Source organism: Streptomyces sp. CA-210063 (assembly GCF_024612015.1).
Classification (GTDB): domain Bacteria; phylum Actinomycetota; class Actinomycetes; order Streptomycetales; family Streptomycetaceae; genus Streptomyces.
Map to the genome: position 1 here is coordinate 8,077,128 of NZ_CP102512.1, position 21,684 is coordinate 8,098,811.

A 21,684-nucleotide genomic window follows, 5' to 3' on the forward strand; every position below is an offset into this window, starting at 1 on the left:
TTCTTCCCTCATCCCTGGCGGACGGCGTGCCCGGCCAAACCCTTGCGCGTTGTGGTGCAGGACACCAGCCTGAGGTGCATGACGGACAACACCACACGTCTCGACCACGTCGTCCTCTGGGTGCGGGAGCCGATCGCCGCGGCCGACTTCTACGAGAAGGCCGTCGGCCTGGAACCCGTGAGGGTCACCGAATACGCCGCGGGACAGGCACCCTTCCCCTCGGTACGCCTCAACGACGAGACCATCCTCGACCTCATGCCGCTCACCGTGGCCGAGAACATGAAGATGGTGCCCGGCGCCGCCGACAGCGCCGGGCACCCCGTCAACCACGTCTGCCTCGCCATGCCGGGCCATGCCTTCGACGAACTGCGCGCCCGTCTGGAGGAACGGGCGGTCCCCGTCTCGGACTTCTCGTACGACTCCTTCGGGGCACGCGGGATGGCCCGGCGCAGCTTCTACTTCCGGGACCCGGACGGCAACGTGTTCGAGGCTCGGCACTACGAGTAGCGCGGTGACCTGTGGACCGGTGGTGCCCACGAGCGCGTGCGCACCGCCTGTCCGTACGGCTGAGTCTGCTACCGCGAGCGGTTTCCGGACAGCCTCCGCGTACCGGAACGACGACCGATGACCGATTCGCGGCGCGGCGCTCGCCTCCCGCACCTCATCCGCAAAGGTCACGCATGGGCACACAAAGACCGTCCATGGGTGCCTCAGAGGAGGGGGGCCTCGGCAGACCGGAACAGGGGCACCTCAGAACAAGGGCTCCGGAAGGACCCCTTCCAGCGCCAGCAGCCTCCGCTTGGTCTCCAGCCCGCCGCCGAACCCGCCGATGCCGCCGTCGCTCTCGACCACCCGATGGCACGGCACCACCACCGGCAGCGGATTCGACCCCATCGCCACACCGACCGCCTGGGCCGCGCCGGGCTGCCCCACCCGCCGGGCCAGGTCGCCGTACCCCACGACCGAGCCGTACGGGACGCCGGAGGCCAGCTCGCGCAGCACCTGGCGGTTGAACCCGGAGATCAGCGACCAGTCCAGCGGCAGCTCGAAGGTGTGCCGCTCGCCCGCGAAGTACGCCTCGACCTGGCGTATCGCCTCGGCCAGCTGAGGGGCGTTGGACGCTTCGACGGGTGTGGTGCCGAGGCGGGAGGCGAGCCGGTCGAGCGCCTTGTCGCGCACCGCGTCCGTCGCGTGGAACACGACGTTCACCAGGCCGTCGTCCGTCGCGGCCAGCAGCAGCGGGCCGATGTCCGTGCCGACGACGGCCCACGCGACCTGCTGCTCGTCCTGCGCATGGCTGTTCATGCGACCACCGTACGGCCCGCCACTGACAACGCCGGTGGCGTGCGCTCAGCACCGGAACGCACGCCACGGACTCAAGGAGTCGTCGTCAGCTCAGCGTGGCCTCTCTGACCACGTCCGGCTTGTTGGTGATGATGCCGTCCACGCCGTAGCCGGCCACCAGGCGGGCGTTGTCCGCGTCGTTCACGGTCCAGGTGAGGATCTCCAACGGCTTCCCGTGCGGACCCTCCAGCGCGTGGATCGCGGAGACGTAGGACCTGGAGATGGTCGTGTACGAGGAGTTGATCTGGTCGGCGAAGGTCGCGTACTCGGGCAGGTCGGCGATGTCCGGGGTGCCGAGGAAGCCGGTCTTCACGGCCGGGCGCAGCTCGTGGACACGCCGTACGGTGTCGGCGCTGAAGCTCTGGATCACCAGCTTCCGCAGGTGCGCCGGGCCGAGCCAGCCCTCGTTGCTGAGCACCTTCAGGGTCTGCTGTTCGATGCCCGGGTAGAGCTGGGGGTTCTTGATCTCCAGGACGAGCTTCTGATGGTTGCGTGACACACGCCTCATGTACTGCTCCAACGTCGGCACGCGCGCGCCCGCGTAGCTGGTGCTGAACCAGCTGCCCGCGTCCAGGCGCGCGATCTCCGCGGCGGTGAAGTCCCCCACATTCCAGGGCGCGCGGTCCGGATAGAGCTCTTCGACGTCGGTCGTCCGCGCGAGTGTCGCGTCGTGCAGGACGACGAGCCGGCCGTCCTTGGTGCGCTGGACGTCGTTCTCGACCCAGGCGAAGCCCATCTCGTCGGCCTTGTCGACGGCGGCCAGGGTGTTCTCGGGCGCGTAGGCGGAAGCTCCACGATGCGCGACGACCAGCGGATTCTCGGCGTCGGCGGCCGCGTGGGCGGCGGAAGTGGGGAGCAGGAGGACGGTGGCCCCCATGAACGCGGTGGTCGCGGCGGCGACTGCGCGCACGTGCATGCGTACTCCTCGCGTCGATCGATCACGGTCAGCTCAAGGGTGACAGCAGGGGGTCAACGGCAGGAGGGTGCAGGATGGCCACGAATTGAATGGAGTTGCCCAAGTCCGCTCACGGGCACCGCACAAGTGGGGCAAGGGCGTGTTTCTTTGCCGGAAAATCGTTCGACCATTCCGGTGGGGGTCATACTCTCTGCGACAACCCTGACCGTTGAGGCGGTCCCGGGGGCGGGGGTGTCGCAGGGAATCCAGGGACGCGACAGGGCGGGAAAGGCAGCCGCGAATGCAGGGCACGGTCGACGGCTTCAGCTACGGACTCGTCACACCGGTGGTGGCCTATCTCATGGCCTGCCTCGGTGGTGCGCTCGGCCTGCGTTGCACCACCAGATCGATGCTCGTCGACGGCCGCTGGCGGATCGGCTGGCTCGTGCTGGGATCGGCGGCGATCGGCTCCGGCATCTGGACGATGCACTTCGTCGCGATGATGGGCTTCAAGGTCCTGCAGACCCCCATCCAGTACGACCCGCTGACCACGTTCGCGAGCCTCGCCGTCGCCGTCGTCATGGTCGGCATCGGGATCTTCATGGTGGCCTCCAAGGGGGCCACCGGCGCCGCGCTCTTCACCGGCGGCACCATCACCGGCCTCGGCATCGCCTCCATGCACTACCTCGGCATGGCCGGAATGCGCCTCAACGGCACGCTCGGATACAACACCTTCACCGTGGCCGCCTCGGTCGTCATCGCCGTCGTGGCCGCGATCGCCGCCCTGTGGGCCGCCGGACAGGTCCGCGGTTTCCTGTGGAGCGTGGGCGCCAGCCTCGTCATGGGGATCGCGGTCAGCGGCATGCACTACACCGGCATGGCCGCCCTCAGAGTCCATCTGCACAGCGCCGCCGCCCCCGCCACGGACGGCGGCTCCTCGTCCGCCGCACTGCTCGCCCCGCTGATGATCGGCCCGCTGGTCTTCCTGCTCCTCGCGGGCGTCGTCGTGATGTTCGACCCGTTCATGATCATGGGCAGGTTCCACGGGAACCCGGTCGAGCGGCGGCCCGGCATCCCGGCCCAGGCCACCGCGCACATCTGCCGGCGCCAGGAGTCACATACCGGCCCGGAGCACCACGAGCGGAGTTCCCGCACCCCGCAGAACCGCTGATCGGAGCCCGTTGTCAGTGCGGGGTCGTACGGTTGATTCCATGCGGCCCGTTTCCCAGATCGAACGCACGGTGGCGCCCTTCGAGGTCGTCAGCCCCTACCAGCCGAGCGGCGACCAGCCCACGGCCATCGCCGAGCTCGCCCAGCGCGTCGGAGCAGGTGAGAAGGACGTCGTCCTGCTCGGCGCGACCGGCACCGGCAAGTCCGCCACCACCGCGTGGATGATCGAGAAGCTCCAGCGCCCCACCCTGGTGATGGCGCCGAACAAGACGTTGGCCGCCCAACTGGCCAACGAGTTCCGCGAGCTGTTGCCGAACAACGCGGTCGAGTACTTCGTCTCGTACTACGACTACTACCAGCCGGAGGCCTACGTCCCGCAGTCGGACACCTACATCGAGAAGGACTCCTCGGTCAACGAGGAGGTCGAACGCCTGCGCCACTCCGCGACGAACTCGCTGCTCACCCGCCGCGACGTCGTCGTGGTCGCCTCGGTCTCCTGCATCTACGGCCTCGGCACGCCACAGGAGTACGTGGACCGCATGGTCCCCCTGAGGGTCGGCGACGAGTTCGACCGGGACGAACTGCTGCGCCGCTTCGTGGACATCCAGTACACGCGCAACGACCTGGCGTTCGCGCGCGGCACCTTCCGCGTCCGCGGCGACACCATCGAGATCTTCCCGGTCTACGAGGAGCTCGCCGTCCGTATCGAGATGTTCGGCGACGAGATCGAGGCCCTCTCCACCCTCCACCCGCTCACCGGCGAGATCATCAGCGACGACGAGCAGCTGTACGTCTTCCCCGCCTCCCACTACGTCGCCGGCCCCGAGCGCCTGGAGCGCGCCGCCAACGACATCGAGAAGGAGCTGGGGGAGCGCCTCGCCGAGCTGGAGAAGCAGGGCAAGCTCCTGGAGGCCCAGCGGCTGCGCATGCGCACGACGTACGACTTGGAGATGCTCCGCCAGATCGGCTCCTGCTCCGGCGTGGAGAACTACTCGATGCACTTCGACGGCCGCGAGCCCGGCTCCCCGCCGAACACGCTGCTGGACTACTTCCCGGACGACTTCCTCCTCGTCATCGACGAGTCCCACGTCACCGTGCCCCAGATCGGCGCGATGTACGAGGGCGACGCCTCCCGCAAGCGCACCCTCGTCGACCACGGCTTCCGGCTGCCGTCCGCCCTGGACAACCGCCCCCTGAAGTGGGAGGAGTTCCAGGAGCGCGTCGGGCAGACGGTCTACCTCTCGGCGACCCCCGGACAGTACGAGCTGTCCCGGGGGGACGGCCATGTCGAGCAGATCATCCGCCCCACCGGCCTGGTCGACCCCGAGGTCGTCGTCAAGCCGACCGAGGGCCAGATCGACGACCTGGTGCACGAGATCCGGCAGCGCACCGAGAAGGACGAGCGCGTCCTCGTCACCACCCTCACCAAGAAGATGGCCGAGGACCTCACCGACTACTTCCTCGAACTCGGCATCCAGGTCCGCTACCTCCACAGCGACGTCGACACCCTGCGCCGTGTCGAACTGCTGCGCGAGCTGCGCGCCGGTGAGTACGACGTCCTGGTCGGCATCAACCTCCTCAGAGAGGGTCTCGACCTCCCCGAGGTCTCCCTGGTGGCGATCCTGGACGCCGACAAGGAAGGCTTCCTGCGCTCCGGGACCTCGCTGATCCAGACCATCGGCCGCGCGGCGCGCAACGTCTCGGGTCAGGTCCATATGTACGCCGACAAGATCACCCCGGCGATGGCGAAGGCCATCGACGAGACCAACCGGCGCCGGGAGAAGCAGGTCGCGTACAACAAGGCGCACGGCGTCGACCCCCAGCCGCTCCGCAAGAAGATCAACGACATCGTCGCGCAGATCGCCCGCGAGGACGTCGACACCGAGCAATTGCTCGGCACGGGCTACCGCAAGGGGAAGGACGGCAAGGGCGCCAAGGCCCCCGTGCCCTCCCTCGGCGGCAAGGCGGCCAAGACCGCCAAGGGCAAGGCCAAGGAGACCGTCCCGACCGACCGCCCCGCGGCCGACCTCGCCCAGCAGATCGAGGAGATGACGGAGCGCATGCGCGCGGCCGCCGCCGATCTGCAGTTCGAGATCGCGGCCCGGCTGCGCGACGAGGTCTCCGAGATGAAGAAGGAACTGCGGCAGATGAAGGAGGCCGGCCTGGCCTGACGGCCCTGGCAGGCGCCGGGGGAGGGCCGTGCCCCCGGGTATGCGCGCGCTGTGTTGCAAGACCGACACAAAGTGCGACACAGGCTGCGGCAATGTCAGTGCCGCTGCGTAAGGTGCTGCACATCCGCGGACTCCGCGGCAACAGGGGACAGGTTCGAGAGGGGAATCAGCGCGTGACCGTCAACATGACCAAGGGTCAGGCCATCAGTCTGCAGAAGAACGACGGAGGCAGTCTGACCTCGGTGCGCATGGGCCTCGGATGGCAGGCTGCCCCCCGCCGCGGCCTGTTCGGATCCCGCACCCGTGAGATCGACCTCGACGCCTCCGCCGTGCTGTTCGCCGACAAGCAGCCCGTCGACGTCGTCTTCTTCCGCCACCTGGTGAGCGACGACGGCTCCGTCCGCCACACCGGCGACAACCTCGTCGGCGGTGTCGGCCAGGGCGGGGACGACGAGGCGATCCTCGTCGACCTGGCCCGGGTGCCGGTCCACATCGACCAGATCATCTTCACGGTGAACTCCTTCACGGGCCAGACGTTCCAGGAAGTGCAGAACGCGTTCTGCCGTCTGGTCGACGAGACCAACGGCCAGGAGCTCGCGCGCTACACCCTCGCGGGCGGCGGCCAGTACACGGCCCAGATCATGGCCAAGGTGCACCGCGCGGGCACGGGCTGGCAGATGACCGCCATCGGTACGCCCGCCAACGGCCGTACCTTCCAGGACCTGATGCCGGCGATCCTGCCGGTCCTGTAGGCAGCAGAGGCACCACGCAGTACGCGACACAGGGGGAAGAAGTCGATGACGGCCGAGCTGGCCCGGGGGCAGAACCATCCGCTGCCCGAGGTCCGACTGGAGATCCGCGTCTCGGCCGGCACGCCGATCGTGGCCGGGGCCACCCTCGGTGACGAGCACGGCCGGGTGCACGGCGTGGAGTGGGTCGCCCACCCGGGCGCGCCCACCCTGCCGGGCATCGAGGTCTCCCAACAGGCGGCGGCGGACCACCGCCTCGCCGTGGACCTCGACGCCCTGGCACCGTCCGTGCACCGGGTGACCGTGCTGCTGGCCCTGCCGTCCGGGTCCGGCGGCCCGGCACGGTTCGGCGCTGTCGCCGCCCCCTTCGTCGCGGTCACCGGCCTCGACGGCACCGAGGTCGCCAGCTACACCCTCACCGATCTGGAGGCGGAGTCCGCCGTCATCGCCCTGGAGCTGTACCGCCGGCAGGGCGTCTGGAAGGTCCGCGCGGTCGGCCAGGGATACGCGGGCGGCCTCGCGGAGCTGTTCACCGACCAGGGCCTGCCCCAGGCGCAGCAGCTCGCCGGCGGTATCCACGAGGCCGTGGCCCAGGGCCTCGCCCGCTCGGTGGCCGCACCCCCGCCCCGCCTGCCGGACGCGGACCGCCCCCGCCAGACGGCCGCACCCGCGCAGGGCCCCGACCAGACCCACGGCGGCACGACACCCCAGGGCCTCTCCGGGAACACATCGCCGCAGCAAGGACACCAGCCCACCTCCCCGTACGGCACCACACCCCCGTACGGCTCTCCCCACGACGCCACACCGCCCGATCACGCGTCGGCGCAGCACGGCGGTCCTACCCCGGCCGACCCGTCCACCGGCACCCAGCCCGCCGCACCCGCGGCCGGCGGCCCGGTCGACTACACCCATCCCGGCCGGCAGACCACCGCGCCGCCCCCACCCCCGCCGACCGCGCCTCCCGCCCAGCCGGGGCAGCCCGCACAGCCCGTCGCCGGTGACGCGACCGGCTGGTCCATGGAGGAGCGGCTCTACAACCAGGTGTGGGGCATGTTCGAGGACCTCGCCCGCACCACCGCCGCGTACCGCAGCGCCGTCGACTTCGCCGAGTCGCGCATGGAGCAGGAGCTGGACAAGGTCCTGTCCGACCCGCGCAGCCGCGTCAGCGGCCAGGGCGACGCCGCGCGCGACGCCGCCCGCGCCAAGCACGCCCAGCTCGTCGACCAGGCCAGGGCCGCCCTCGACCGCGACCTCGCCCAGCTCCGGGCCGAGGCCGACGTCGTCGAGCCCGCGCTGCCCCCGGCGTACGCGAGCTGGGACAACCCGGTCTGGCACGGCTACCGGGTGCCGATGGAGATCCCGATGGCCCTGCGCCTGGGGGACCTGCATCTGCCGGAGAGCGAGGACGTGCGCATACCGATGCTGGTCCGGCTGCCGCTGGAACGCGGCCTGTGGATCGACAGCGGCCGCTCCGGCTCCCGTGACGCGCTCGTCGACTCCGACGAGCTGCGCCGCCTCGCGCTGGACACGGCGGTGGCGCTCGCCGCCCGCCTGCTCGCGGTCTACCCGCCGGGCGAGTTCGCGGTGCACGTCGTCGACCCGGCCGGAGCCGGCTCGTCCGCGCTCGCGCCGCTGGTGGGGGCCGGTGTGCTCGCCGGACCGCCAGCCGCCGGAGCAGCCGGCGTCTCGGACGTCCTGGGGCGGCTCACCCAGCGGGTCGACCTCGTACAGATGGCGGTGCGCGGTGGCGCGCCCGACGCACTGCCCCCCGGCTTCGACACGGCGGAGCAACTGCTCATCGTCAACGACTTCCCGCACGGCTTCGACGACCGAGCGGTGACCCAGCTCCGCTATCTCGCGGACGAGGGCCCGGCCGTCGGCGTCCACCTGATGATGGTCGCCGACCGGCAGGACGCCACCGCCTACGGGCCGTTGCTCGACCCGCTGTGGCGTTCGCTGATGCGACTCACGCCCACCCCCGACGACCACCTGGCCGATCCCTGGGTCGGGCACGCGTGGACGTACGAGCCGTTGAGCCTTCCGCCCGGCAGCCGGGTCATGCACGAGGTGCTCGCCCGGGTCGCGGACGCCCGCCGCTCCTGGAACCGGTGAGGACCACCCCGTACCAAGCCCTGGCAAAGCCGCCTGACCAGCTCTTTTGATGCTTCCTTTGCCTGACCCTTTACCTACTCTTGGTGATTGGGTACTCTCTTGGTGCGGAGGGGAGTACTCCCTACATGCTGCGGCGTCCCCGTCAATACGGATCAATCCAGATCCCGGGGCGTCGGCCCGGCGGCACCAGGCGTTGTGGAACGCCCTGGAGGACCGGGTGGAAGAGACCTCCGGTAGCGACGACGCTGAAAATTTGCCGTTACGTACTGCCGGAGGCGCAGTGGATGTTTCCACGACCCTATGGGTCCTGACTGTCCTGGGCCTTGCCGCCCTCATCGCGGTCGACTTCTTCATCGGCCGCAAGCCCCATGACGTGTCCATCAAGGAAGCCGGAATCTGGACGGTCGTCTGGATCGTCCTGGCCGCCCTCTTCGGGCTCGGGCTGCTCGTCTTCGCCGGCGGCCAGCCGGCCGGAGAGTTCTTCGCGGGCTTCATCACCGAGAAGTCCCTGAGCGTCGACAACCTCTTCGTCTTCGTCCTGATCATGGCGAAGTTCTCCGTGCCCTCGCAGTACCAGCAGCGGGTGCTGCTGGTCGGTGTGCTGATAGCCCTGGTGCTCCGCGCGATATTCATCGCCGCGGGCGCGGCCATCCTCGCCAGCTTCGCCTGGGTGTTCTACATCTTCGGCGCGTTCCTGATCTACACCGCCTGGAAGCTGATCCAGGAGGCCAGGGCCGATGAGTCGGACGAGGAGTGGGAGGAGAACAAGCTCCTCAAGGCCGCAGAGAAGCGCTTCGGTGTCGCCGACCGGTACCACGGCACCAAGCTGTGGATCGAGCAGAACGGCAAGCGCGTCATGACGCCGATGCTGGTCGTGATGCTCGCGATCGGCACCACGGACGTCCTCTTCGCGCTGGACTCGATCCCGGCGATCTTCGGCCTGACCCAGGACCCGTACATCGTGTTCACGGCCAACGCGTTCGCGCTCATGGGCCTGCGACAGCTGTACTTCCTCATCGGCGGCCTGCTGAGGAAGCTGGTCCACCTGTCCTACGGTCTGTCGGTCATCCTCGGCTTCATCGGTGTGAAGCTGGTGCTGCACGCCCTGCACGAGTCCGGCGTCCACGTACCCGAGATCTCCATCCCGGTCTCGCTCGGTGTGATCTGCGCGGTCCTGGTCGTCACCACGATCACCAGCCTGATCGCCTCCAAGAAGCAGGCGCAGGCCGAGGCCGAGCAGAAGAAGGCCGAAGGCGCCGAGAAGGACAGCATCGAGGCCTGACGGAGCCCGAACACCGCACAGCGATCACTGATGGGGCCCCGCACGACGAAGGACGCAGATACACGGCGTCCATCCGAGTGCGGGGCCCTTTCACGTCTGGAAGGAACACCGCATGCTCGCTCGGCTCCGGTCGCTCACGACGCGTTGGACCGCTGTCGTCCCGGTGGCCGCGATCGTCCTGCTCGCTCTCACCTGGGGACGTGATCTGCCCGCGGCGGGCGTGGCCCTGGTGACGCTGGTGCTCGCGGGAGCCGTACTGGCCGCCGTCCATCACGCCGAGATCGTCGCACACCGGGTCGGCGAACCGTTCGGCTCCCTGGTCCTCGCCGTCGCTGTGACGATCATCGAGGTCGCGCTGATCGTCACGCTGATGGCCGACGGAGGCGACAAGAGCTCGACCCTCGCCCGCGACACGGTCTTCGCCGCGGTGATGATCACCTGCAACGGCATAGTCGGCGTGTGTCTGCTCGTCGCCTCACTGCGTCACGGGCTCGCGGTCTTCAATCCGGAGGGCACCGGCGCCGCCCTCGCCACGGTCGCGACGCTGGCCACGCTCAGCCTGGTGCTCCCCACCTTCACCACCAGCAAGCCGGGCCCGGAGTTCTCCACGGCCCAGCTCACCTTCGCGGCACTCGCCTCACTGATGCTGTACGGCCTGTTCGTGGCGACCCAGACCGTGCGCCACCGGGACTACTTCCTGCCGATCACCCGCCACGGCGAGGTGATCACCGCGGCCGACCACGCCGAGGCGCCGACGGCCCGCACCGCCCGGATCAGCCTCGGACTGCTCGGCATGGCGCTCGTCGGTGTGGTCGGCCTCGCCAAGGGCGTCTCACCCACCATCGAGTCCGGCGTCGAGGCGGCCGGACTCCCGCACGCCGTCGTCGGTGTGATCATCGCGCTGCTCGTGCTGCTGCCCGAGACCATCGCCGCACTGCGCGCGGCCCGCCGCGACCGCGTCCAGACCAGCCTCAACCTCGCCCTGGGCTCCGCGATGGCCAGCATCGGCCTGACCATTCCGGCTGTCGCCCTGGCCTCCGTCTGGCTCTCCGGACCGCTCGTCCTCGGCCTGGGCGCCACCCATATGGTGCTGCTCGCCCTGACCGTCGTGGTGGCCTCGCTGACCGTGGTCCCCGGGCGCGCGACACCGCTCCAGGGCGGCGTCCATCTGGTGCTGTTCGCCGCGTACCTGGAGCTGGCGGTGAACCCCTAGCGGCGGGGGGAACGAGGACGGCCCAGGCACCGGTGCTCACCCCGCGGTGGCCTCCGCCTCCGCCGCCGTCGCCAGGGGTACCGGCCTCGTCTCGGGCAGCAGCGCGAAGCAGCCCAGGCTCAGCAGGGCGATCCCGGTCAGGTACGCGCCCACGCCCCAGGGCACCCGTCCGCCCTGGGCCACGGCGGTGGCCACGATCGGTGTCAGGGCGCCGCCGACCACCCCGCCCAGGTTGTAGCCCACCGCGGCCCCCGTGCAGCGCACCCGGGGCTCGTACAGCTCCGGCAGATACGCGGCGATGACGGCGAACATCGTGACGAACGCGAGCATCGCCACCAGGAAGCCGAAGAAGATCAGCAGGGGTTCACCGGTCGACAGCAGAGCGATCATGGGGAACATCCACAGCACGGTCGCGGAACAGCCCACGAGACACATCGGGCGCCGCCCGTACCGGTCCCCGAGCACCGCTGCCAGCGGTGTCAGGGCGCCCTTCACCACCACGGCGCCCATGATGCAGGTCAGCATGACGGTACGGCTCACCCCGAGCCGTTCGGTCCCGTACGCGAGGGACCAGGTCGTCACCGAGTAGAACACCGCGTACCCGATCGCGAGCGCCCCGGCCGTCAGCAGGACGAGCCGCCAGTGGTCGCGCACCACCTCGGCGAGCGGCACGCGCGCGGGCTCGTCGATCTGCAGGAACTGCGGGCTCTCCGTGAGCGACGACCGCAGCCACAGCCCCGCGACGGCCAGTACACCCGCCGCCCAGAACGGCACCCGCCACCCCCAGGCGGCGAACTGGGCCTCCGTCAGGCTCGCCGACAGCGCCAGCATCACCCCGTTGGCCAGCAGGAACCCCACCGCGGGCCCGACCTGGGGGAAACTCGACCACAGCCCGCGCCGATCGGCCGGCGCGTGCTCCGCCGTCAGCAGCACCGCCCCGCCCCACTCTCCGCCGAGCCCGAGCCCTTGCAGGAAGCGCAGCACGAGGAGGAGGAAGGGGGCGGCCACGCCGATCGAGTCGAACGTGGGGACGCAGCCGACGGCCACGGTCGCGCCCCCGGTCAGCAGCAGCGAGGCGACGAGGACCGGCCGCCGCCCGTGCCGGTCCCCGATGTGCCCGAACAGCACCGAGCCGAGCGGCCGTGCCACGAACCCGACGCCGAAGGTCGCGAAGGCGGCGAGGGTCCCGGCCAGCGGCGAGAACGTCGGGAAGAACAGCGGCCCCAGGACGAGGGCCGCCGCCGTCCCGTAGACGAAGAAGTCGTAGAACTCGATGGCCGTTCCGGCGAGCGAGGCGGTCGCGAGGCGCAGCATGGAGGGCGGTTTCACGGTGCGTGCAGGTTGCATGCCGCGTCAACTACCCACGGTGATCGGCGGTTACGGGGGGCGTGCGGAGGCCCGTTCGACGTCAATGTGTCTCAGGAGGCGTCCAAGTGCATCAGTAGGTCACTGTGATGCGCCGGGCGGGCCCATCCACCCGGATCACGCCCCCGTAGGGGATGACGAGTTGCGGATCGGTGTGTCCGAGGTCCACGTCGAAGACGATCGTGGTGTCGGGGGCGTACGCCCCCATGGCGCGCAGTACGGCCTCGCGCTGGCCGGTCGTGTAACGAGCCGCTTCCTCCGGGGTGTTGGGCCGCTCGAAGGACCAGGCCTTGGGGCGGCCCATCAGGAGCGCGGAGAAGCGCCGGAGCAGACCGCGCTCGCCCATGTTCCGCAGGGTGCGGAAGACCTCCTCGCCGCTCGGCAGTTCCTCCGAGGTCTCCAGGAAGAGCACACCGCCGTCGAAGACGGACAGGTCGCGCGGCACCTCGCGGTCGGCCATCAGCAGCCAGCCCAGGATCTCCAGACAGCCGCCCCAACCGCGGCCCTCCACCACGCGGTCGGGATTCACCCAGGTCCATCCGGTGCCGGGCACGCTCTCCGGCTCCGCGTCGAAGGTCGCCGGGTCGGCCCAGTCGCGGTCGATGTCGTTGAAGCGCTCCGCGGGCCGCAGTTCGTACGGCCCCGAGGTGAACAGAGCCGCGCGCAGGGAGTCGGCGGTCAGCGGGTCCATGGCGCCGGACCTGCCCAACGACGTCATCACGGTGCCGCCGTGGTAGCCGACGACGCCGGCGTTGTACAGGAACACCAACAGGTTGGTGTTGTCGCTCACGCCGAAGAACGGCTTGGGACTGGCCCTCAGCAACTCCCGGTCGAGCAGCGGCAGCACGGTGATCTGGTCGTCGCCGCCGATCGACGTGAAGACCGCCTTGATGTCCGGGTCGGCGAAGGCCGCATGGATGTCGTCCGCCCGCTCCCGTGGCGTCGTGCCCATCCTCCGGGTCGTCGGGTACTCGACCGGTACGAGGCCGTACTCCTCGCGCAGCCGTTCCAGGCCCAGTTCGTAGGGGCGCGGGAAGAGTTCGGGCAGGCCGGCGGCGGGCGAGATGACGGCGACGCGGTCGCCGGGGGAGGGCTTGGGCGGGTACGAGGGCGTCGTCATGCGGGGAGGGTACGGGCTCCTGTCCCGCGGTCGCACCGTGATAAACCGGGGTCGAGCAGCGGTCCCGACGGGCCGCCCACCGAACGGACCGGAGGAACCGTGCCCCGCACCCTGGCCAACGCCCCGATCATGATCCTCAACGGCCCCAACCTGAACCTCCTGGGGCAGCGTCAGCCCGAGATCTACGGCTCCGACACGCTCGCCGACGTCGAGGCGATGTGCGCCAAGGCGGCGGCCGCGCATGGCGGCACGGTGGACTTCCGGCAGTCCAACCACGAGGGCGAACTGGTCGACTGGATCCATGAGGCACGGCTCGACCACAGCGGGATCGTCATCAACCCCGGCGCCTACTCGCACACCTCCGTCGCCATCCTGGACGCCCTCAACACCTGCGACGGGTTGCCGGTGCTGGAGGTCCACATCTCCAACATCCACAAGCGCGAGACCTTCCGGCACCACTCCTACGTCTCCCTGCGCGCCGACGGGGTCATCGCCGGTTGCGGGGTGCAGGGCTATGTGTTCGGCGTCGAACGGGTCGCCGCGCTGGCGGGGACGGGGAAGGCCGAGGCGTAATGCCCGGTCTCCAGGACCGCGCCCCTTACAGGCGGCCCGCCTCCACGATCCGTCGCAGGAACTGCCGCGTGCGTTCCTGCCGCGGATCGCCGAAGACCTGCTCCGCGGTGCCGCGCTCCAGCACCACCCCTCCGTCCAGAAAACAAACCTGGTCGGCGACGTCGCGGGCGAAGCCCATCTCGTGCGTGGCCAGCACCATCGTCATGCCGTCCGCCTTCAGGTCACGGACGACGTTGAGGACTTCGCCGACCAACTCCGGGTCGAGGGCCGCGGTGATCTCGTCGAGCAGCAGCAGCCGGGGCCGTACGGCCAGGGCGCGCACGATCGCCACGCGCTGCTGCTGACCGCCGCTGAGCCGGTCGGGGTACGCGCCCGCCTTCCCGTTCAGTCCGAGGCGGTCCAGGAGTTCATGGGCCCGTTCCTCGGCCTCCGCGCGGGCGACGCCGTGCACACGGCGCGGGGCGAGAGTGATGTTGTCCAGGACCGTCATGTGCGGGAACAGGTTGTACGCCTGGAAGACCACGCCGATACGGCGGCGCACCGCGTCCTGGTCGGCGCGCGGATCGGTGATCTCCTCGCCGTCCAGCCAGATCGCCCCGTCGTCGATGTCCTCCAGGAGGTTGGCGCAGCGCAGCAGCGTCGACTTGCCGGACCCGGAGGCGCCGATCAGGGCGGTCACGGTGTGCGGGGCGACCTCCAGGTCGACGTCCCGCAGCACGACCGAGCCGCCGAAGGTCTTGCGGACGGACTCCATCCGCAGCACGGGGGAGCCGTCGGGGGCCTCCGCCGTGTCCTGGGTGTCGCTCATGTCGTGCCTCCCTGCGCCCGCTGCCGGTCCATCCGGGCCGTGACCCAGTCGGTGAAGCGGGTCATCGGGATGGTCAGGGCCACGAAGACCAGTCCCGCGACGATGTACGGCGTGTAGTTGAGGCTGCGGCCCGCGATGATGTCCGCGGCGCGCACCGCGTCGATCGCACCGCCGATCGAGACCAGGCCGGTGTCCTTCTGCAGCGACACCAGGTCGTTGAGGAGGGGCGGCACCTGACGGCGTACCGCCTGGGGGAGCACCACGTGCCGCAGCGCCTGCCGGTTGGTGAGGCCCAGCGAGCGCGCCGCCGCGCGCTGCGAGGGGTGCACGGACTCGATGCCGGCGCGGAACACCTCGGCGACGTACGCCGAGTACGTCAGCGTCAGCGCGGTGCCGCCGAGCAGTACCGGGTCGACGGTCACGCCCTGAAGCCTGAGCGCCGGGACGCCCAGGACCACGATCATCAGGTTGATGATCAGCGGCAGACCGCGGAAGAAGTCGGTGTACGCGGCGGCCAGCGCCCGCAGCGGGAAGAACACCGGGCCGCGCAGGGTCCGCGCGACGGCGATGAGCATGCCGAGGACGAGCACGGCGACACCGCAGACCAGCAGCAGCCGCACGTTGAGCCAGAGTCCCTCGAGGACCTTGGGGAACGCCTCGCGCGCGTACTCCGCGCTGAAGAACGTCTCCTTGGTGCGCGGCCAGCCGGGCGCGTTGACGACGACGAGATAGAGGACGACACCTGTGACCAGCGTCGACAGCGCGGCGATGCCCGTGGCGCGGCGGGCCCGGGTGCGCTTGTACTGCTCCCGGTCGAGCCGCCGCTGCGAGGGGACGTAGCCGTCGTCCTCGCCGGGCACGTCGCCGTTGTCGTCCGCGTCTTCCTGGCCGGACTCCTCCTTCACGACCGTCACTTGAGCACCGGGGCGTCGACGGCGTCGGAGAGCCACTCCTGCTCGATCTTCGCCAGCGTGCCGTCCTCGCGCAGGGCGTCCACGGCGGTCGTCACACACGACGTGAGGGCGCTGCCCTTGTCGAGGACGAGTCCGAACTGCTCGGGCGTGCCGCCCTGGTTCTCGAACTGGCCGACGATCGTCGCGTCCGTCACCTCGGCCGACGTGATGTAGAACGCGGTCGGCAGGTCGACCACGATCGCGTCGATCTGGCCGTTCTTCAGCGCGGACTTGGCCTGGTCGTTCTTCGAGTAGGCGGCGGGTTCCTGGGCCGGCTTCACCACGTCATTGACGTAGTTCAGGCTGGTGGTGCCGACCTGGGCGCCGAGGTGCAGCTTCTTGAGGTCCGCGATGCCGGTGGCCTTCGCGGCCTCGGAGTCCTTCAGGGCGATGACGGCCTGGCGCACGTCGTAGTAGCCGGACGAGAAGTCCACGGCCTTCTTGCGCTCGTCGCTGATCGACACCTGGTTGATGTCGAAGTCGAAGGTCTTCTCACCCGGTGCGAAGGCCTTGTTGAAGGGCACGCTCTGCCAGACGACGTCCGCCTTGTCGTAGCCCAGTTCCTTCGCCACGGCGTACGCGACCGCCGACTCGAAGCCCTCACCGTTCTTCGGGGCGTCGTCCTTGAACCAGGGCTCGTACGCGGGGGAGTCCGTGGCGATGGTCAGCTTGCCGGCGGCCTCCGTGCTCAACTCGCCCTTGGCGCAGGACGCTCCGGACGCCGAGGCGGACGCCGAGCCGGAGGCGTCCTCCTCCGGCTGCGGGGCACAGCCCACCGCGACGGCGGCGAGCAGGGCGGCTATGGCGGCAAAAGCGGCACGGCGCGGGGAGCGCGGGGCTCGCAGGACAGGACGCATGGCGTGAGATTGACAGCGCGGCATCCTGTTTGTCGAGGTCACCTGGGCAATTGTCCGCATACTGGGAACGAACGTTGCATTGCTGTGAACGCCGGGCGGGGCCGCCGGCCGAGGGCGGGGATTGGGAAGGCCGGCGGCCCATCCGTACAGGAGCCGTCATCCTGTGCGGACCTGCCACCAGTGGACTACGCCACGGCGTACGCCGGGAGCGCGCGCGTGGCACCGGCGCGTGCGTTCGATTCACACGGGGCGCGTGCGGGTGCGGCCGCGAGCCCTGCCGGACGCCTCACCAACTGCCGTACGGCGCTGGGGGGGTTCACCAGCCCCGGGCGCGCCACTCCGGCAGGTGCGGGCGCTCCGCGCCGAGCGTCGTGTCGTTGCCGTGGCCCGGGTAGACCCAGGTCTCGTCGGGCAGCACGTCGAAGATCTTCGTCTCCACATCGTGGATCAGACTGGCGAACGCCTTCGGGTCCTTGCGGGTGTTGCCCACACCGCCGGGGAAGAGGCAGTCGCCGGTGAACACATGCGGATGCCCGTGCGGGTCGTCGTAGACCAGGGCGATCGAACCCGGCGTGTGGCCCACCAGATGGCGCGCGGTCAGCTCCACGCGCCCCACCCGGATCGTGTCTCCGTCGTCGACGGGTACGTCGGTCGCCACGGGGATGCCCTCGGCGTCGTCCCGGCCCGCGTACGTACGGGCGCCGGTGGCCGCCACGACCTCGGCGAGCGCCTGCCAGTGGTCGCCGTGCTGATGCGTGGTGACGACGGACGCGATCCCGTCGTCGCCGATCAGGGTGAGCAGCGTGCCGGCGTCGTTCGCGGCGTCGATCAGCAGCTGCTCGTCGGTGGCCCGGCAGCGCAGCAGATACGCGTTGTTGTCCATCGGTCCGACCGCGACCTTGGAGATCATCAGATCCCGCAGCTCGTGCACATCCGCAGGACCGCCGACCTTCACCGCTCCGCTGTACGTCATGGCCGTCAGTCTAGGACGCGGGGGAACACACGGCCGCACGGCCGCTACAGCGGGGGAAGTGCCGGAAGGGAGCCACCCTCGACGTGCAGGGCGCTGCCGTCGCGCCGGCCCGCGAGCCAGCCGAGGAGGTCGGCCTGGCTGCCACTGACCGTGAGATCGGGGTGAGGCGGCCGGTAGCCGCTGTCGAGCTGCACTCCGGTGACCCTCTCGACGACCCCGGTGGGGATCATGCGTCCGTCGTCCTGCTCGATCATCAGTGCGGGGACGCCCGGATGGTTACGGAACCGCTCGGTCAGGAAGTTGATCTCCCGCTGCGTGAACTCCTTCGGCAGATCCTCCAGCTCGTACCCGACCCCCAGGTCCACGTGATGGATCTCCACCTCGATCCAGCGCCGGAACGGCACCCGGGACGCGGAGTCCGTGACCCCGTTGCGGAGCTCCACCGTGCGGGACCAGTCCGCGGAGACCGAGGCGGCGTCCTGGAAACGGTTCGCGCTCTCCCGTACGTCGGCGAGCTGCACCTCCAGAGGCCGGGGAGCGTCCCGCTCGATGTCGGCGTCCCGGGCCTCCCCCGAGACGTACATGGGGCGCCCTTCGAGGACGTTCACGAGCGCGTCCGCGTTGCGGGCGAGGTGGGCGAGGACATGGCCGCGGGTCCAGCCGGGCAGCCGTGACGGCTGGGTCACACCGGCGTTGTCCAGCGCGGCCGCTGCGGTGAGGAGCCGGTCCGTCGCTTCACGTACAGATGCCAGGTCACGCGCGTGATCCATCATGACGCCGACCCTAGCCCCGCCACCCCTTCGGGTGAAGGAGTCCGGCTGCGCCCGCAAATCGAATGCACGTGCTATATGGTCGGGTGCGGCGTCGGGCATGCTGGAGGGCCCGGGATTGTTGTGGAACGGGGAAACAGGACCGGCGCTGTCAGTGGCTCCCCCTAGTCTGTGGAAGACGGGGGCTCCGGCCCCTGTCACTCCACTCAAGAAAGGTGCGGACCGGCGTGGCCGACCGTCTCATCGTCCGTGGCGCGCGCGAGCACAACCTGAAGAACGTCTCGCTCGATCTGCCACGCGACTCGCTCATCGTCTTCACGGGCCTGTCGGGGTCGGGCAAGTCCTCGCTGGCCTTCGACACGATCTTCGCCGAAGGGCAGCGCCGGTACGTCGAGTCGCTCTCCTCCTACGCCCGCCAGTTCCTCGGGCAGATGGACAAGCCGGACGTCGACTTCATCGAGGGTCTGTCCCCGGCGGTCTCCATCGACCAGAAGTCGACCTCGCGCAACCCGCGCTCCACGGTCGGCACCATCACCGAGGTCTACGACTACCTGCGGCTGCTCTTCGCGCGCATCGGCAAGCCGCACTGCCCTGAGTGCAGCCGCCCGATCTCCCGCCAGTCGCCGCAGGCCATCGTCGACCGGGTCCTGGAGCTGCCGGAGGGGAGCCGCTTCCAGGTTCTCTCGCCGCTGGTGCGTGAGCGCAAGGGCGAGTTCGTCGACCTCTTCGCGGACCTCCAGACCAAGGGTTACAGCCGCGCCCGGGTGGACGGCGAGACCGTCCAGCTTTCCAACCCGCCCACCCTGAAGAAGCAGGAGAAGCACACCATCGAGGTGGTCGTCGACCGCCTCACGGTGAAGGACTCCGCCAAGCGCCGCCTCACCGACTCCGTGGAGACCGCCCTCGGCCTCTCCGGCGGCATGGTCGTGCTCGACTTCGTCGACCTCCCCGAGGACGACCCCGAGCGCGAGCGCATGTTCTCGGAGCACCTGTACTGCCCGTACGACGACCTGTCCTTCGAGGAGCTGGAGCCCCGCTCCTTCTCCTTCAACTCGCCCTTCGGCGCCTGCCCCGAATGCACCGGCATCGGTACGCGCATGGAGGTCGACCCCGAGCTGATCGTCCCGGACGAGGACAAGTCGCTCGACGAGGGCGCCATCCACCCGTGGTCGCACGGACACACCAAGGACTACTTCGGCCGCCTCATCGGAGCCCTGGCGGACGCGTTGGGATTCCGGACCGACATCCCCTTCGCCGGTCTCCCGCAGCGCGCGAAGAAGGCCCTGCTGTACGGCCACAAGACACAGATCGAGGTCCGCTACCGCAATCGGTACGGGCGTGAGCGTGTGTACACCACGGCCTTCGAAGGCGCCGTCCCCTTCGTGAAGCGGCGGCACAGCGAGGCCGAGAGCGACGCCAGCCGTGAGCGCTTCGAGGGCTATATGCGCGAGGTGCCCTGCCCCACCTGTGAGGGCACCCGCCTGAAGCCGATCGTCCTCGCGGTCACGATCATGGAGAAGTCGATCGCCGAGGTCTCCGCCATGTCCATCAGTGACTGCGCGGACTTCCTGGGCGAGCTGAAGCTCAACGCCCGCGACAAGAAGATCGCCGAGCGGGTGCTGAAGGAGGTCAACGAACGGCTGCGGTTCCTGGTCGACGTCGGCCTCGACTACCTCTCGCTGAACCGCGCGGCCGGCACGCTCTCCGGCGGCGAGGCCCAGCGCATCCGCCTGGCCACCCAGATCGGCTCCGGCCTCGTCGGCGTGCTCTACGTCCTCGACGAGCCCTCCATCGGTCTGCACCAGCGGGACAACCACCGGCTCATCGAGACCCTGGTCCGGCTGCGCGACATGGGCAACACGCTCATCGTCGTCGAGCACGACGAGGACACCATCAAGATGGCCGACTGGATCGTCGACATCGGCCCCGGCGCCGGCGAGCACGGTGGCAAGGTCGTGCACAGCGGCTCCCTGAAGGAGCTGCTCGACAACGCGGAGTCGCAGACCGGGCAGTACCTGTCGGGCAAGAAGGCCATCCCCCTCCCCGACATCCGCCGCCCCCTCGACCCGACCCGGCAGCTCACCGTGCACGGTGCCCGGGAGAACAACCTCCAGGACATCGACGTGTCCTTCCCGCTGGGCGTCTTCACGGCCGTCACCGGCGTCTCCGGCTCCGGCAAGTCCACGCTGGTCAACGACATCCTCTACACGCACCTGGCCCGCGAGCTGAACGGCGCGAGGAGCGTACCGGGGCGACACACGCGCGTGGACGGCGACGACCTCGTCGACAAGGTCGTGCACGTCGACCAGTCGCCCATCGGCCGCACCCCCCGGTCCAACCCGGCGACGTACACCGGCGTCTTCGACCACGTCCGCAAGCTGTTCGCCGAGACCACCGAGGCGAAGGTCCGCGGCTATCTGCCCGGCCGCTTCTCCTTCAACGTCAAGGGCGGCCGCTGCGAGAACTGCGCGGGCGACGGCACCATCAAGATCGAGATGAACTTCCTCCCGGACGTCTACGTCCCGTGCGAGGTCTGCCACGGTGCCCGGTACAACCGGGAAACGCTGGACGTCCACTACAAGGGCAAGTCCATCGCCGACGTCCTGAACATGCCGATCGAGGAAGGCATGCACTTCTTCGAGGCCGTCCCGGCGATCTCCCGCCACCTCAAGACGCTGAACGACGTGGGTCTCGGCTACGTCCGCCTCGGCCAGTCGGCGACCACCCTGTCCGGTGGTGAGGCCCAGCGGGTGAAGCTTGCCAGCGAGCTCCAGAAGCGCTCCACAGGGCGCACGGTGTACGTCCTCGACGAGCCGACCACCGGTCTGCACTTCGAGGACATCAGCAAGCTGCTCACCGTGCTGTCCGGCCTGGTCGACAAGGGCAACACGGTCATCGTCATCGAGCACAACCTCGACGTCGTCAAGACCGCCGACTGGGTCGTCGACATGGGCCCCGAGGGCGGCGCCGGCGGTGGCCTCGTCATCGCGGAGGGCACACCCGAGGAGGTCGCCGGGGTTCCGGCCAGCCACACGGGCAAGTTCCTGCGCGAGATCCTCGGCGCCGACCGGATCAGCGACGCCACCTCGGTGAAGGCCCCGCGCAAGACCGCGGTCAGGAAGACGGTCGCCGCCAAGTCGCCGACGAAGAAGACGGCGACGGCCCGGACGACCACGGCCGCCAAGACCACGGCCGCCAAGACCACAGCCGCCAAGAAGGCGGCCGTGGCCACGAAGAAGGCGACACCCGCGACGAAGACCACGCGGGCACGCAAGGCCTGAGTCACCAGCGCGACAGGTCGTGGCAAGTCCAGCAAAATACGGCGGCCC

General features: G+C 69.7%; 18 protein-coding genes. 9 read left to right on the top strand and 9 right to left on the bottom strand.

Annotated elements, in window-relative coordinates:
- Window positions 1–78: 78 nt before the first annotated feature.
- Window positions 79–507, top strand: coding sequence for a VOC family protein (locus JIX56_RS35275; protein ID WP_257546615.1), 429 nt, complete (start codon window positions 79–81; stop codon window positions 505–507).
- A gap of 243 nt (window positions 508–750) precedes the next feature.
- On the opposite strand, the gene JIX56_RS35280 is transcribed toward JIX56_RS35275, so the two are convergent.
- Together JIX56_RS35280 and JIX56_RS35285 are read right to left on the bottom strand one after the other, a co-directional pair.
- Complete coding sequence (locus JIX56_RS35280; protein ID WP_257546617.1) at window positions 751–1,305, bottom strand: methylated-DNA--[protein]-cysteine S-methyltransferase; 555 nt, start codon at window positions 1,303–1,305, stop codon at window positions 751–753.
- 85 nt (window positions 1,306–1,390) lie between these two features.
- Window positions 1,391–2,260: a glycerophosphodiester phosphodiesterase gene (locus tag JIX56_RS35285; protein WP_257546619.1), complete on the bottom strand. Its 870-nt coding sequence runs from the start codon at window positions 2,258–2,260 to the stop codon at window positions 1,391–1,393.
- A 280-nt stretch (window positions 2,261–2,540) separates the two neighbouring features.
- Here JIX56_RS35285 and JIX56_RS35290 point away from each other — a divergent pair, with 280 nt between their 5' ends.
- The 6 genes from JIX56_RS35290 (at window position 2,541) to JIX56_RS35315 (ending at window position 10,936) form a co-directional block, all read left to right on the top strand.
- Window positions 2,541–3,410, top strand: a complete 870-nt coding sequence (locus JIX56_RS35290; protein ID WP_257546621.1) for an MHYT domain-containing protein — start codon at window positions 2,541–2,543, stop codon at window positions 3,408–3,410.
- Between the two features lie 40 nt (window positions 3,411–3,450).
- Window positions 3,451–5,580 carry an excinuclease ABC subunit UvrB gene (gene uvrB / locus JIX56_RS35295; RefSeq protein WP_257546623.1) on the top strand — a complete coding sequence of 710 codons (2,130 nt, stop codon included), beginning with the start codon at window positions 3,451–3,453 and terminating at the stop codon, window positions 5,578–5,580.
- Window positions 5,581–5,753: 173 nt separating this feature from the next.
- A complete protein-coding gene (locus JIX56_RS35300) occupies window positions 5,754–6,332 on the top strand; it encodes a TerD family protein (protein ID WP_257546625.1) in 579 nt (192 codons plus the stop codon).
- A 45-nt stretch (window positions 6,333–6,377) separates the two neighbouring features.
- Window positions 6,378–8,441, top strand: coding sequence for a TerD family protein (locus JIX56_RS35305; RefSeq protein ID WP_257546627.1), 2,064 nt, complete (start codon window positions 6,378–6,380; stop codon window positions 8,439–8,441).
- 280 nt (window positions 8,442–8,721) lie between these two features.
- Window positions 8,722–9,723 (top strand): TerC family protein, encoded by a 1,002-nt coding sequence (locus tag JIX56_RS35310; protein ID WP_257546628.1) that lies wholly within the window; start codon window positions 8,722–8,724, stop codon window positions 9,721–9,723.
- Window positions 9,724–9,835: 112 nt separating this feature from the next.
- Window positions 9,836–10,936: a calcium:proton antiporter gene (locus tag JIX56_RS35315; protein WP_257546630.1), complete on the top strand. Its 1,101-nt coding sequence runs from the start codon at window positions 9,836–9,838 to the stop codon at window positions 10,934–10,936.
- 36 nt (window positions 10,937–10,972) lie between these two features.
- Here the strand turns inward: JIX56_RS35315 and JIX56_RS35320 are convergent, their stop codons facing one another.
- Both JIX56_RS35320 and JIX56_RS35325 read right to left on the bottom strand, forming a co-directional pair.
- A complete protein-coding gene (locus JIX56_RS35320; protein WP_257551300.1) occupies window positions 10,973–12,250 on the bottom strand; it encodes an MFS transporter in 1,278 nt (425 codons plus the stop codon).
- A gap of 124 nt (window positions 12,251–12,374) precedes the next feature.
- Window positions 12,375–13,421 carry a S66 family peptidase gene (locus tag JIX56_RS35325; RefSeq protein ID WP_257546632.1) on the bottom strand — a complete coding sequence of 349 codons (1,047 nt, stop codon included), beginning with the start codon at window positions 13,419–13,421 and terminating at the stop codon, window positions 12,375–12,377.
- A gap of 99 nt (window positions 13,422–13,520) precedes the next feature.
- Here JIX56_RS35325 and aroQ point away from each other — a divergent pair, with 99 nt between their 5' ends.
- Entirely contained in the window at window positions 13,521–13,994 is a 474-nt protein-coding gene (aroQ, locus tag JIX56_RS35330; RefSeq protein ID WP_257546634.1) for a type II 3-dehydroquinate dehydratase, read from the top strand.
- A gap of 25 nt (window positions 13,995–14,019) precedes the next feature.
- Here the strand turns inward: aroQ and JIX56_RS35335 are convergent, their stop codons facing one another.
- From JIX56_RS35335 to JIX56_RS35355, 5 genes are all read right to left on the bottom strand, one after another.
- Window positions 14,020–14,802: an amino acid ABC transporter ATP-binding protein gene (locus JIX56_RS35335; RefSeq protein ID WP_257546635.1), complete on the bottom strand. Its 783-nt coding sequence runs from the start codon at window positions 14,800–14,802 to the stop codon at window positions 14,020–14,022.
- A complete protein-coding gene (locus JIX56_RS35340; RefSeq protein WP_257546637.1) occupies window positions 14,799–15,716 on the bottom strand; it encodes an amino acid ABC transporter permease in 918 nt (305 codons plus the stop codon). Before JIX56_RS35340 ends, JIX56_RS35335 begins: the two co-directional genes overlap by 4 nt.
- Window positions 15,713–16,612, bottom strand: coding sequence for an ABC transporter substrate-binding protein (locus tag JIX56_RS35345; RefSeq protein WP_257546639.1), 900 nt, complete (start codon window positions 16,610–16,612; stop codon window positions 15,713–15,715). Before JIX56_RS35345 ends, JIX56_RS35340 begins: the two co-directional genes overlap by 4 nt.
- Window positions 16,613–16,928: 316 nt before the next feature.
- Window positions 16,929–17,585 (bottom strand): MBL fold metallo-hydrolase, encoded by a 657-nt coding sequence (locus JIX56_RS35350; protein WP_257546641.1) that lies wholly within the window; start codon window positions 17,583–17,585, stop codon window positions 16,929–16,931.
- A gap of 44 nt (window positions 17,586–17,629) precedes the next feature.
- Complete coding sequence (locus JIX56_RS35355; protein ID WP_257546642.1) at window positions 17,630–18,358, bottom strand: maleylpyruvate isomerase family mycothiol-dependent enzyme; 729 nt, start codon at window positions 18,356–18,358, stop codon at window positions 17,630–17,632.
- Between the two features lie 224 nt (window positions 18,359–18,582).
- On the opposite strand from JIX56_RS35355, the gene uvrA reads away from it, so the two are divergent.
- Entirely contained in the window at window positions 18,583–21,636 is a 3,054-nt protein-coding gene (gene uvrA / locus JIX56_RS35360; protein WP_257546644.1) for an excinuclease ABC subunit UvrA, read from the top strand.
- The last annotated feature ends 48 nt before the right edge of the window (window positions 21,637–21,684 follow it).

Coding starts and splice junctions, on each gene's coding strand:
- JIX56_RS35320 (WP_257551300.1), bottom strand. CDS start 12,250: ATGCTGCGCCTCGCGACCGCCTCGCTCGCCGGAACGGCCATCGAGTTC.
- JIX56_RS35355 (WP_257546642.1), bottom strand. CDS start 18,358: ATGATGGATCACGCGCGTGACCTGGCATCTGTACGTGAAGCGACGGAC.
- JIX56_RS35345 (WP_257546639.1), bottom strand. CDS start 16,612: ATGCGTCCTGTCCTGCGAGCCCCGCGCTCCCCGCGCCGTGCCGCTTTT.
- JIX56_RS35285 (WP_257546619.1), bottom strand. CDS start 2,260: ATGCACGTGCGCGCAGTCGCCGCCGCGACCACCGCGTTCATGGGGGCC.
- JIX56_RS35325 (WP_257546632.1), bottom strand. CDS start 13,421: ATGACGACGCCCTCGTACCCGCCCAAGCCCTCCCCCGGCGACCGCGTC.
- JIX56_RS35280 (WP_257546617.1), bottom strand. CDS start 1,305: ATGAACAGCCATGCGCAGGACGAGCAGCAGGTCGCGTGGGCCGTCGTC.
- JIX56_RS35315 (WP_257546630.1), top strand. CDS start 9,836: ATGCTCGCTCGGCTCCGGTCGCTCACGACGCGTTGGACCGCTGTCGTC.
- JIX56_RS35305 (WP_257546627.1), top strand. CDS start 6,378: ATGACGGCCGAGCTGGCCCGGGGGCAGAACCATCCGCTGCCCGAGGTC.
- JIX56_RS35335 (WP_257546635.1), bottom strand. CDS start 14,802: ATGAGCGACACCCAGGACACGGCGGAGGCCCCCGACGGCTCCCCCGTG.
- uvrB (WP_257546623.1), top strand. CDS start 3,451: ATGCGGCCCGTTTCCCAGATCGAACGCACGGTGGCGCCCTTCGAGGTC.
- JIX56_RS35350 (WP_257546641.1), bottom strand. CDS start 17,585: ATGACGTACAGCGGAGCGGTGAAGGTCGGCGGTCCTGCGGATGTGCAC.
- JIX56_RS35290 (WP_257546621.1), top strand. CDS start 2,541: ATGCAGGGCACGGTCGACGGCTTCAGCTACGGACTCGTCACACCGGTG.
- JIX56_RS35275 (WP_257546615.1), top strand. CDS start 79: ATGACGGACAACACCACACGTCTCGACCACGTCGTCCTCTGGGTGCGG.